The 12,835-nt window shown below is 67.3% G+C and carries 8 protein-coding genes; 1 reads left to right on the top strand and 7 read right to left on the bottom strand.

The annotated features are described in order from the left end of the window. A partial coding sequence (locus tag RIF93_RS09110; protein WP_309090561.1) for a pre-peptidase C-terminal domain-containing protein occupies nucleotides 1-4,310 on the top strand: 4,310 nt, incomplete at its 5' end. Between the two features lie 191 nt (nucleotides 4,311-4,501). Here the strand turns inward: RIF93_RS09110 and RIF93_RS09105 are convergent. From RIF93_RS09105 to RIF93_RS09075, 7 genes are all read right to left on the bottom strand, one after another. Continuing rightward, nucleotides 4,502-4,729, bottom strand: coding sequence for a hypothetical protein (locus RIF93_RS09105; RefSeq protein WP_309090560.1), 228 nt, complete (start codon nucleotides 4,727-4,729; stop codon nucleotides 4,502-4,504). Nucleotides 4,730-4,882: 153 nt separating this feature from the next. Continuing rightward, the gene (locus RIF93_RS09100) at nucleotides 4,883-6,301 is read right to left on the bottom strand and encodes an O-antigen ligase family protein (protein WP_309090558.1); all 1,419 of its coding nucleotides are present in this window, start codon (nucleotides 6,299-6,301) and stop codon (nucleotides 4,883-4,885) included. After that, a complete protein-coding gene (locus RIF93_RS09095) occupies nucleotides 6,298-7,551 on the bottom strand; it encodes a hypothetical protein (protein ID WP_309090556.1) in 1,254 nt (417 codons plus the stop codon). The genes RIF93_RS09100 and RIF93_RS09095 overlap by 4 nt, the downstream gene beginning before the upstream one ends. Beyond that, complete coding sequence (locus tag RIF93_RS09090; RefSeq protein WP_309090554.1) at nucleotides 7,548-9,830, bottom strand: polysaccharide biosynthesis tyrosine autokinase; 2,283 nt, start codon at nucleotides 9,828-9,830, stop codon at nucleotides 7,548-7,550. Before RIF93_RS09090 ends, RIF93_RS09095 begins: the two co-directional genes overlap by 4 nt. Nucleotides 9,831-9,992: 162 nt before the next feature. Further along, nucleotides 9,993-10,613, bottom strand: coding sequence for a polysaccharide biosynthesis/export family protein (locus RIF93_RS09085; protein ID WP_309090552.1), 621 nt, complete (start codon nucleotides 10,611-10,613; stop codon nucleotides 9,993-9,995). A gap of 239 nt (nucleotides 10,614-10,852) precedes the next feature. Further along, entirely contained in the window at nucleotides 10,853-11,896 is a 1,044-nt protein-coding gene (locus RIF93_RS09080; protein ID WP_309090550.1) for a glycosyltransferase family 4 protein, read from the bottom strand. Between the two features lie 66 nt (nucleotides 11,897-11,962). Then, nucleotides 11,963-12,835: O-antigen ligase family protein (locus tag RIF93_RS09075; protein ID WP_309090548.1), on the bottom strand; the 873-nt coding region annotated here is incomplete at its 5' end.

Genomic DNA, 12,835 nt, shown 5'->3' with positions numbered 1-12,835 from the left:
TGGTCGGCGGCGACATGACCAACGAGTCCATCAGCGGCACGGCCTTCGGCGACACGATCGGCGGCCTGGGCGGGAATGACACCATCAACGGTCTCGCCGGCACGGATACGCTGGACGGCGGGGCGGGTGACGACGTCCTCAACGGCGGCGACCACGACGACCTGCTGATCGGGGGACGGGGGAATGACGCCCTGAACGGCGGCGGCGGGCACGACGTCGCCGACTACACCGGCGCCGGCGCAGGGGTCACCGTCAACCTGGCCCAGGGCCTGGCGACCGGCGGCGCCGGCAACGACACCCTTTCGGGCATCGAGGAGGTGCGCGGCTCGGCCCACGCCGACACCATCACAGGCGACGCCAACGCCAACATCCTCCACGGCGGCGGCGGCACCGACACGCTCAACGGCGGCGGCGGCGACGACCAGCTGTTCGCCGGCGCGCCAGGCGAGGGCGGAGGCGCCCCCGACATCGTGAAAGGCTCGGGAACGGCGAACAGCTCGATCGGAACCGCTGTGTCCCTGAACGGCGGCTTCGATCTTGGGACCCGGGCGGACGTGGCGAATTCCACCACCATACCGCACGCCACCGTGGTGGCCACGGGCCACGGCGGCATGGAGTACTACGCCTTCACCGTCGCGGCGGGCGACACGGTGGTCTTCGACATCGACAACGCCAGCTTCGACAGCGTCCTGCGGGTCTACAACGCCGGCGGCGCCCAGCTGGCCCAGAATGACGACTCGGCGAGCGACGGCGGTCCGGCGACCGACTCCGGCCTCAGCTACACCTTCGCGACGGCCGGCACCTACTACGTCCAGGTCTCGCAGTGGCAGTCCGGCGCTGACGCCAGCCTGGTCACGGCCCCGCCGCCAGCGGGCGGCACCTACACGCTGCACGTTTCCGTCCCCAGCGCGACCGCGGCTCCGCTGACCTCCGTGGGAGCGACCATGAACGGGGAGGACGGCGACGACGAGCTGAACGGCGGCGCGGGCCGCGACACCCTGAACGGCGGGGCCGGCGACGACCTGCTGACCGGCGGCGGCGAGAACGACACCATCGACGGCGGCGCCGGGACCGATACGGCCCTCTTCAGCGGCAACCGCGCCTCCTACACCATCAGCACCAGCGGGGGGGTGACCACCGTGACGGGGGCCGACGGCACGGACAGCCTGACCAATGTGGAACGGCTGCAGTTTGCCGACGGCCTGTTCGACATCACCGGCGCGCCGCTGACCTCGGGACCGATCAACGGGACGCCGAACGCGGACGTGCTGAACGGCACGACTGGCGATGACGTAATCAACGGCTTTGACGGCGACGACACCCTGAACGGCGGCGGCGGCAACGACACCATCGACGGCGGAGCCGGGACAGACACCGCAGTATTCAGCGGCGCAATCGCCAACTCCACGGTCTCCATGGCTGATGGCGTGACGACGGTGACGGGGCCCGACGGGACTGACACCCTGCGCAACGTTGAATACCTGCGCTTCGCCGACGGAACGCTGATCGTGGGCGCGGGCGGCGGTCAGCTGTTCGAAGGCACCTCCAGCGCGGACACGATCAACGGAACCGCCTTCAACGACCAGATTCGCGGCGGCGGCGGAGATGACCGCCTCGTGGGAGGACCGGGCGACGATTCGATCGACGGCGGGGAGGGGACGGACACGGCCGTCTTCTCCGGAGCCCGATCCGCCTACACGCTGTCCAGCCTCGGCGGCGTCACCACCGTCGCGGGAGCGGACGGAGTCGACTCCCTGACGCAGGTCGAGCGTCTGCAGTTCGCGGACGGCTTCTACACCACGTCGGGCGAGGCCATCGTCACCACGATCAACGGCACGTCCAACGGCGAAACCCTCAACGGCGACGTCGGCGCCGATGTCATCAACGGCGGCGGCGGGGATGACGTTCTGAACGGCCTCGACGGTTCGGATACCCTGAATGGCGGTGCGGGCTCGGACGTTCTGGATGGCGGAAACGGCATCGATATCGCGGTGTTCGACGGCCCCGCCAGCGCCTACTTCTTCGAGGCCATCCCGGGCGGCGGCTGGCGGGTCTACGACGGGGCTTCCGACGTCGACACGCTCTTGAACATTGACAAGGTCCAGTTCCAGGGCGGCGTGCCGGTTGATATCGCTTCCCTCGCCTCCATGGGCTTCGACGCCTACCGCTACATGGCGGGCTATTCAGACCTGACTGCGGTCTTCCGCGATAATCCGGGCGGGGCGTACCGGCACTATGTGTCGGCAGGTCAGGCCGAAGGCCGTTCGCCAACTGCGTTCGACCCCCTGCAGTATGTGGCGAGCAACCCTGATCTGATCGGGGAACTGGGTCTGAACGGACGAGTCGCCGCCCGCCACTACGTGACCCAAGGATCCGTTGAAGGGCGTTCCGCCACGAGCTTTGAGCCGTTGCGGTACGCCGCCAGCAACCCCGACCTGGCGCTGGCGTTCGGCACGGACGAGCAGAGCTTGCTCACCCACTACATCACCGCCGGTGCGGCGGAGGGACGGGAGAGCGCCAGCTTCAGCTACCGCCTGTACGCCGCCAGCAACCCCGACTTGGCACGGGCCTTCGGGGCCGATGAGGAGGCGCTCCTCAAGCACTACATCACGGCCGGCTACAACGAGGGTCGGCCGACCACGACGTTTAGTGCGCTGTTGTATGCCGCCAGCAACCCGGATCTGGCCGGGGCGTTCGGGACCGATCAGGAAGCGCTTCTGACCCATTTCGTCGTGGCCGGGGCGAACGAGGGACGTCCAACCGCCACCTTCAACGCGTTGCATTATGCCGCGAGCAATCCGGACCTAGCCCGCTTCTTCGGCACCGATCAGGACGCCCTTCTCACGCACTACATCGTGGCGGGCTCGGGCGAAGGCCGTCCGGTTGCGAGCTTCGACGCCCGGCTTTATGTCGCGAGCAACCCCACCTTGGCGGTCGAGATTGGGGCCGATCTGGATGCGGCGCTGCGGCACTACATCAACGTCGGTCTCGAGGGAGGTCTGCCGACCAATACCTTCGATCCGCGGCAGTATCTGGCAGCGAACCCGGATCTACTGGCGAGCTTCGGCAACGATCCGGCGCGCGCCCTTGAGCACTACCTCATCGCCGGCGCCCGGGAAGGTCGACCGGCCGTGGGCTTCGACGGACTTCGCTATATCGCCTCCAATCCGGACCTCGCGTACGCGTTCGGGGCGGACGCTGTTGCGGGCGTCCACCATTATGTGACAATCGGCTATCAGGAAGGCCGTAGCGCCACGTCCTTCGACCCGCTGATCTATGTCGCCTCGAATCCGGACTTGATCACGGCCTTCGGCCTGGACGCCGCGACGGCGACGCGCCACTTCGTGCAGAACGGTATGGCCGAGGGGCGCGCCTGGACGACTTTCGATCCCCTTGCTTACGCCGCCGCCAATCCAGACCTCGCCGCCTATTTCGGCACAGACGCGCAGGCGGCCCTGCAGCACTATATCGTGGCCGGCTACAACGAAGGTCGGCCGGCATCCGGCTTTGACGCGGTGGCCTACCTCTTGAGCAACAGCGACCTCGCCGGCTTCGGGGCCGCGGGTGCTCGCGACCACTGGCTTGTGGCGGGCGCAGACGAGGGCCGCTCCGGCGACTCCCTCTTCGGCCGAGAACAGGGCTCCCACGCGCTGAACGGGGTCGCGGTGGACACCCTCGGCCAAGCTGGGGATCGGGATTGGTTCCAACTGAACGCCACCAGCGGCGATGTCGTCACTGTGGCCCTTGAAGGGCTGGACAGCGGCGGCGGCACACTTCCGGACGGCGCCTTGGCGATCTACGACTCGGTCGGGAACCTAGTCGCGACCGACGACAACTCGGGGGTGGGCCGCGACGCCACGATCACCTTCACGGCCACCCAAGGCGGCCTGTACTACGTCGTCGTGACAGGAGCGGTCGGACACGCCGGGGCCTATCGTCTGGTCGCGTCAGGCGCCAACGCGGCCCCGGAACCGGCCGAGAAGGTTGCCGCCCCGCAAGTGGTGCCGGGGCTGATCGAGGACGATCCCTTTGTCCTGGTGCAGCCTGTTGCCGACAAGGACGGCGGGGAGGAACCCCTCGTGCTTCCCGGATCGACCTTCGGGTCGGATAACGAAGGGGCGCTGGTTCTGCCTCCGGTGACCGAAATCCTGCTAGAGCACGGGACCTACTCGCATCAACAGTGGCGGATCTCGTCCGATCACATGGCCACCATTGATGAGATTCTCGGCGGCCGCGGGCGCGATCACGACCGAGGCGACGCGGCGCTCACGCCGCTCATCACTCCGGACCCTGATGCTTGGCTTGGCTGAGGAGAAGGGGGGCGTCCTCGTGGGGCGCCCCTCGGTTCCACGATCCGGCAGTGCGTCGAGGCTCCCTTGAGCGACCATTCGCCAAGTCGCGACTCCAAAACGAAAAGGCCGGCAAGGCAGCTTCGAGCTGCCTTGCCGGCCTTTCACTGGTTTCCTAACGCGACAGTCGGCGCGTCAGGATAGAACCGGACTTAGTCCGACTCGCTGTCGTCGTCCGAGGCCACCACGACCGTAGCAACGACGACGGCGGCGCCGATCAGGAGCACCGGCAGCGGGATGCCAGCGAATTCACTGGCCGCTTCGGCGTTAGCGCCCACGCGATCGCCCACCCGAGCGACGGCGCTGGTCGAGCCCGCGGCGGCCGCTTGGCCGGCGACGAGCAGCAGGCCCGCCGTGACGGCGGCGATGGACTTACGCATGCTAGTTCCCCTTGATTTGGTCAAACCAACGCCCCCTCACGAGGCGCTTGCGGACTCTCTTAGCGACGGCGAAAGCCAAACGCAACCGGAAATCAGGTGAAATCCCATCTGGAGAGAACACCCAGGAGGGACATCAGCGCCCGCGGGGGCCGGTTACGATCCAGATCGGAGCACCGCTTCCGCGAGCGATCCCTCTCGATGCTGCGGGGACGCGGCGGCTCTCCCGCGAGAGCTCCTCGCGGGAGGCGCGATTTCGAGCAGGGCGCAGCAGAGCGCGAACAGCGTCGCCATCGTCACCGTCCTGAGGGGATAGTCTGCGGCGGAATGAGCCAAAACCGCGGCGATTCCAATCGTGGCGGCCCGCTGCAGGTCGCGCATCGTCGAAGGCTCGCCCCGCCAGGCCGAGAACGCCCGCCGGAACCCCCAGACCAGGAAGGCGATGAACAGCGCCGGACCCAGCCAGCCGGTCTCCAGCCAGATCTCAAGGTATTCATTGTGGGCCTGGTTGAAGAAGGTGCTGTCGAGCTGCGCGAGAGGCTCCACAGAGCGATAGACGGGGTCGAAGCTCCCCACCCCGGTGCCGAGGGGAAGATTGTCCTGCGCGGCTTGGGCTACGGTGGGCCAGCGGTCCAGCCGGCCTTCCGAGGCAGATTCGCTGAAGCGGGACAGTATCGACTGCAGGCTCAGGGTGGCGACCGCCGTAGCCCCGGCGCCCGCGGCTCCGATCAGGAGCAGGAAGGGAACGCCCGGGCGGCGACGTCCTGTCGCGAACCATGCGCCGAGCAGGCTGAACAGCATGACCGGCACGAACAGGATGATGCCCGCGCGGGAGCGGATCGCCGCCAGAACGATCACCACCATCCCGATGAAAATAGCGGCCAGCCAGAGTGAGAGGCTGCGCGACTCGGCGCGCCGGAGAGAGCCGGCGCCGAGCGCCATCGCAAATGGCAGCATCACCAGTAGATAGGCGGCGAGATGGTTGCCGTTGGCGAAGAAGCCGTTGACGGAGCCGGCGCTGGTCGTCTCCCACGGGTACAGGCTCTCGCCCCCGCTCGCGAGCTGCGCGGCGCCCAGCAGCATGCTGATCACCGCGGCGGCGAGGTACAATGCCACGAGGCGTCGGGCCAGATGCGGCGCCGCGATAAGACCGAGGAACATCGCCACGGGGGGGATCAGCGCAAGGCCTGAACGCCCCGTCCGGTCCGGCGTCAGGCTCAGCGTCGTCCAACCGGGCTCAAGCCCGGCGAGATCCAGCGCCAGAACCAGCTGGTCCCGACCAGGAAGGCCGGTCCACACCGCCGGGGGAAGCGGGACCAGCTGGATGAGAGGGATCGCCACGACCCCGGCGACAAGGAGGACGGCGAAGCGATGACCCCGCCAGGCGCCGCTGTCGATAAGCCGCGCACAGGCGATGACGAGCAGGGGCAGGGCGGCGATCTCCACGAGAGCCAGCCGGACGATGTGCTGCCGGCTGGCGCCACCCAATGCGATGGAGACGACGATGAGCAGGGTCGCGGCGACGAGAGCGGGATCCCAAGGCCCGGTTCTCAGGGAAGGGAAGCGGGACTTCATGATGCAGGCGCCGTGAGCGGGGTGATCGACACCCGGTCAAACCAGACGGTCATCATCTGCCGCCGGTCGGCCGGGCGGCCTTCCAGTTCAAGCCATTGGCCGGGGCAGTTCGCCGGCACGATGAACTCTTCCGTCACGCGGCTCCAGCCGGTGGAGCTCGGTGTCACGTCTCCGACTGCAGGAGTAGACAGGACCGGGCTGGCCGGCGGTACGCAGTTGATGCGCCACAGCATTCGCCCGGCTGCGGCCGGGTTGTCGCTGCGGTAGTGCGCCTCGAACCGGTAGCGACCTGGCCGCAGCAGGGTGAATTGCCTGGCTATGATCGCGCTGGAGTAGCCGTCATATTGCACCCAGAGGGCGGTGTTCGCCTCGGCGGCGTCGTCCCCCGTGATTTCGGCCTCCGCCCCGGACTGCTGGACCGGCTCCCATTGGAACGGCAGGGGGGATGACGTGTCGCTGAACTCCCCGTTGGTGACCGTCAGGTCCGCCGCCGGCCGGCCGAGCTGCTGCCGGACCGTTCTTACGGCCTCCACTTGGCCGATGCTCAGCAGGGCGCTGTAAAGCTGATGAAGCTCGATGTTCGACAGAGGCGCCTCGCTGTCCTTGAGGAGGAAGGCGAGCGCCATGGCGACGCGCATGCCATCAGGCGTCTGGTAGAGGCTGTTCAGGAAGTAGAGCCGCCAGGGCGCGTTGGCCTCGAGCAGTTTCGCGATCACCGGCAGGGCACGGTTCGGGTCCGAGACGGCGGCGACCGAGAACAGCCTGAAAATGCGAGGCCAGAGATCCTCACGCCGCCGCAGCAGGGTGTCAGCGTGGGCGAAGGACGACGCATAGTCCCCGCGTCGCAGCCGCCTCTCGATCAGCCAAGCGTGAGAAGGATCGTCCCTCAGGCTCCAGTTGCCTGCGAGGGTGAGCAGGTCATCAGCCGATTGCAGGCGTTCGGCGCGCGCCTCTGCAAGCCCGAGGACCCGCAGGGCCCGCACGTCGAACGGCGCCCGCCGCAGGGCCTCGCGTGCCAAGGCCGAGGCGTTAGAGTCGCGGTTGGCGGCAAGTTCCGCCTCGGCGGCGCGGCTCAGCACCTGGGCGGAGCCGGGCGCCACGCGCGCCGCAAGGGCCACGGGGGCTCGCTCGACGACCGGCTGGAGCAGGATCTGCCATCCCAGCGCGATGGCTCCAGCCGTCAACGCGTAGGCGGTGATCCCGCCCGCCGGCCGACGGCGAGTTCCGACGTCGCCCGGCCCGTGCGTCACAGCCGGTCGCCCTTCCGGACCTTCCCGCCTCTCCGCCGCGCCTGGTCGTCGCCCTGCTCGCCACCGTAGTTGTAGTCGTAAGCGTAGTCATACCCGCCGTACGAGGTGCTTTTCGCATTGAACTTGGTGAGGACGACGCCCAGCAAGTGGGCGCGACCCACGCGAAGACGACGCAGCGCGCCGCGGGCTTGGCCACGCTTGGTGCCGCGCGACTCGAGCACGAACACCACCCCGCCGACCACGGCCGCCAGAAGTGGCGCGTCGGCGAAACCAAGGACCGGTGGACCGTCGATGACTACGTGATCGAATCGCGACCGCGCCTCGTTGAGGAAGTCCCGGACCCGGTCGCCGCCCCACAGCTCGGCGGGATTCGGCGGCAGCGGCCCGCACGGGATGAAGGCGAGGTTCTCGTGCGCTGTCGGGTGCACGACCGATGCGAGGTCGGCGGACCCTGAAAGCAGGTTGCTCATCCCGCGCTCGTTCTCAATCCCGACCACCCGGTGCATGGACGGGTTGCGGAGGTCGCCGTCCACCAGAAGCACGCGTCGGCCGACGCGGGCCATGTTCAGCGCGACGGCGTAGGCGGTGGTCGACTTGCCTTCCGCGGGACGGGCACTCGACACCAGGATGCTGGCCGGCGCCCCATCCGGGGTGGAGAACTGTAGCGCCGTGATGAGCGAGTAGTACGCTTCCGAGAAGGCGGACCGGACGTCCGCGAGCGCGCTTGCCGTGGTCTGGCCCTTCGCCAGGAGCGGAACGACGCCGAGCACCGGGCTGCCGAGCTTCGACTCGGCGTCGTCGGGGGTCGCCACAGTTTCGTCGAGCGCCTCGAGCACTAGCGCGCCGACGACGCCCAATCCGAGGCCTAGGATCGCGGCGAGCAGCAGGTTCAGCAGCAGGTCCGGCTTGGACGGCTCCGAGGGAGGTGCGGCGGCATCGACGATCGAGATGTTGTTCGCCGCCACTCCGCCGGTGACGCTGACCTCCTTGTAGCGCTGCAGCAGGCCTTCATAGAGCGTTCGGGTGGTGTCGAGTTCGCGCTGCAGTATGTTGTACTGGATCGAACGGTTGCGCAGATCGATCACCTCGCCCGTCAAGCCGGTCACCTGGCGCTGGAGCGACTGCTCCTGATTGGCGAGCGTCTCGTATTCGCGCTGGATCGAGTTCCGGATGTTGGTGGCGATGGTCCGGATCTGCTGGTCCGCTTCCTGGATCTGGGCCCGCAGGCGCACCATCTCGGGATATTCAGCCTGGTAGAGCTGGCCCTTCTGCTGATACTCGGCGTTCAGGAGGGCACGCTGTTCGGTCAGGCGCTGAATGGTGGGATTGGCCAGAACAGCGGGAAGCGACATCAAGGGCGAACTGCTCGCGGACCGCCAGCGCTCCTCGGCGGCGATGCGCTCGGCGCGCACGCGGGCCAAGGCCGAGTTCAGGGCGACCAGGTTATTGGAGGTCAAGGACCGGCTAGCGCCGGGCGTATCGCCATCCTCGCCAGACTCACCGACATTGATGATCTGCTGGTTGGCGGCGTAGGCGACCAGCTGACGCTCCGTCTCCTCAAGCCGCACCTTGGTCTGAGCGATGCGCTCCTCGAGGAATTCCCGGGCATATTTGGAGCTTTCGAACTTCCTGTCCAGATTGGCCTGGATGAAGTTCTCAGCGAAGGCGTTGGCGATGCGCGCCGCGACAACCGGGTCCGGGTTGTCGAAGCCCACCGCCACCAGTCGCGAGCCCCGGACCGGGGACACGCTCAGATTTTCTTGGAGAGCTTCCAGCGCGGCTTCGCGCCGGGCCGCGGCACGCGCCGCAGCCGAGCCCTGGTCCGGCGGCGGCGTCGCGCCGATGCTCTCCAGGGCTTCATCGGAACTGGCGAGGCCCAGCGTGCTGATGACGCGCTCGGCCAGCGAGCGGCTCCGCAAGAGGCCGTACTGAGTCTGGAAGAACTCCTCACCCTGAATAAGGCTCTCGCTGGGCGAGACCTCCTCGAGATTGAAGACGCGGGCGGATTCGCGGTCGATCTGAAGCGTCGCCTGGGCGGTGTAGATCGGCGTCATCAGGAACGTCAGGGCGGCGCCGAGGGCGAGGACGCCCAAGAAGCAGCCGATAATGAGGTTCCGGTGCTTCAGGGCCATCCGCCAGTAGATGGCGAGGTCTAGAATCGGCTGGTCGCCCGGGCCGTCGCCCCAACCGGGGGCGGGGGCCAGGTATGGCGCTTCGCGAGCGGCTCCAGAGGCCGCCCCCCGACCCGCACGCTCGTCAATGAGATTGTCGCCCAGCATAGATGGCATCCGTCAGGTTCTTGCGACCAGCGCCGCTTGTAAATTCGCCGGACCGCCCTTTTCACGGCCGGTGACCGGTAGATGAGGCCCGCATCCGTTCGTCCGCAGGGAACAGGGATGTTGGATGCGCGCCCCGAAACAGTGAGTGTGGATCGCGTTTTCCTAGTAGGGTCTGAACACGGAGAGGGCCGGCAACGCGCCGACGACATCCCGCAGCGTCGTCTGAAGCCGCGAGGTGTCGACGACGATGATGTCGTCCCCCAGCACCTCGGGATCGGGCGAGCGCCCTTGGCGGATCGCGTTCAGATCGAACACAGCCACAGAGCGCTGTCCTTCGATGGTGCGGAAAACGGCTACGGTCGACAGGTCCGCAACCCGGCTGGGGCCTTCAGCCATGGCGACGGCTTGGAGCAGCGACGTCTGACCGCGCATCACATAGACCCCGGGTTTGGTGACGGCCCCGTCAACAGTGATCTTCTGGCTGGCCGCCTCCACCACGGTCACGGTGACCTGCGGATCGCGGAGATACCGGTCCGACAGGCGTCGAGCGATTTCGGCCGACATCTCCGCCGGAGTGAATCCGGCGCTCTGAACCGAACCGATCAGCGGAAGCTGCACGTTCCCGGCCGAGTCGACGACCATCTCCTCGAACGACAGATCCTCCACCTGGAAAACCTTAATGTTCAGCTTGTCTCCTACTCCGATGCGATAGTCGCTCTGCGAACCCCCGCCGCCCTGAGCCGGCAGAAGATCCACCGGTCGGGCCGCCGTTACCTGAGTCATGTCCATCTGGGACCCGCCGCATCCGGCGAGTCCAATGGCCATCGAGGCGAGCAGGAGAGAACAGCTTCGCATGAGAGACATGTATCTTGGATCTCGACAACTTTGGCACGATCAGCGGTTCGGGATCGGATGACCCTGCGGACGCTTGCTGAAGGTCTTGTCCAGCACACAGCCCCCTAGGTCAACACGCGCCACGGCGAAGGTTCGCGATCTCGCGGCAGCGTTGCTGCCACGCTATTCTAGGCCGGCCGGGCGCCTGCCGGGGAGCGGGCCGCGGCGATTACGTCAGCGATCCCCCTGCCGAAGGTCTCCCGGTCATACCGCGCCGCGGTCGCACGGGCGTTGCGCGAGAGCGTTCGGCACAGACCCTCATCGTCCGCCAGGCGCTCGACCGCGCGCGCCAGCGCCGCCCCATCCCGGCTGTCGATCAGGAAGCCCTCCTGACCATCGCTCACCACCTCGGCCGGCCCTCCCACGGGCGGCGCTATCACCGGCGCTCCGAAGGCCATGGCCTCAAGCAGGGTGAGGCCGAAGGTTTCAACAGCCAGGTCGGGCCTGGACAGGTTCAGCACCAGGCTCGCCCCGGAGTAATAGCCCGCCGGGTTCCGCGTGGGAGGCAGTAGCGTCACGTTCGGCGTGACGACGGGGGGAGGGGTTCCCTCATCCGCGTCGCTCAGCACAAGCTGGAAGCGGATGTCGCGCCGGCCCGCCAAGGTCGCGGCGAGCCGCAGGAACTCGGGCACCCCCTTATAGTCGCGGGCATAGCAGAGCATCAGGACTGTGAAGATGCCACCCGACCGGGCTTCGTAGTTGTGCGCCGCAGCCTGCGCGGCAAGGGCCGGATCGATGGTGTTGTAGACAGTGACAGCCCTCGCTTCTGCGATCGGAAGAAGGGCACGATGCGTCAGGGAGACGTAGATCAGGCGGGTGGCGGTCAGGCGCGCAATGGCCACCAGAAGTGCGCGGAACGGTGCAGGGCGCACCGAGACCTCATGCACATGGTAGATCACAGGGCGTCCGGTCAGGCGGCCATACAGTGCGGCGCCGAACGGCAGCAGAGTGTTGACATAGATGATCGCATCCCTGGCGATGTCGCGGCTCAGAAGCAGGGTGAGAAACAGATGCACCTGGCTGACGAAGTAGGCGGCCAGGGTGAGGGCCCTGTTGCGCGTTCTACGATACCAGTAGGTCCGGCGAGGAACGCCTGTTTCGTTGAGGAGGCCATCCCCGCCCGACCCGACATACAGGACCGCCCGTTCCCCTTTCGGGAGGGTATCGATCATTGTTTTCAGGACGCGCGGACTGCCGCTCCTGTCATTGAGCAGGTGAGCCAGGACAATCATTGAAGGTCACTTCCGCGCCGGCTGGGGCGATCCGGGCAAAGGGCCGAAAGCGCGACGCTCCGCCGGCCGACCGGGAACAAGGCGGGGCGCGCGCGCGGCCTTGCTAAGCATGGCGCAGGCCATGCCCAGGAACATCAGGTGGCTCCACTCCGTCATGCCCTGCAGGGTGATGGCGGTGCCCATGACCAGCAGGAGTATCCAGGTTCCCCCCACGAGGAGAGCCGGGACGCCGCCTCGCTGACGGTGGGCGCGGAGCACCAGCACGCCGATGCTGAACATGATCCAGGCGGTTCCGACCGCTCCGAACTTGAACAGATAGGTCCAGTAGCTGTTGTGGAGATGCGGAACGCTGGTGTTGCCCGCGAAATCCACGACGCCGATGGGCAGGGGCATCTGGGCGCCAAGGCCGTATCCGAACAGCCAGCGCCAAGCGCCACCCGCGTCCAGGAAGTTGATCGCCGCCATCTGCTCCATCGCGCGCCAGCCCAGGGACTGGTCGCCCGAGCCGATGCCGACTTCGATCCGCTGCTGTACGACGTCCAGTTGCAGGAGCCGGGGAAGAATGAAGGCGGCGGCGCCCGCGGCGGCGACCATCAGGGCGATTCCGCGGCCGGTGAGCAGCCAGTGCCGAATATTGAACAGAAGAGTGACGAGGCCGAACACCAGGATCAGGCCGATGCCGGTCCGGGAGAGCGAGAGCAGCAGGGCGAGGACGCAGAGACCGATACGGAAAGCGCTCAGCCGGAGATCAGCGCCGCTCCGGCTGCGGATGTATTCCGCAACGATCAGATAGGGCAACCAGGTGTGGACGAAAGGGACGTACAGGCCCCGCCATTCGTAGGCGCCAACGCCGGCGAAGTACGCCCGCACGGCTCCAAG

It is taken from the genome of Phenylobacterium sp. (genome assembly GCF_031181185.1).
Lineage (GTDB): Bacteria > Pseudomonadota > Alphaproteobacteria > Caulobacterales > Caulobacteraceae > Phenylobacterium.
This window is presented reverse-complemented; position numbering and strand designations above follow the sequence as displayed.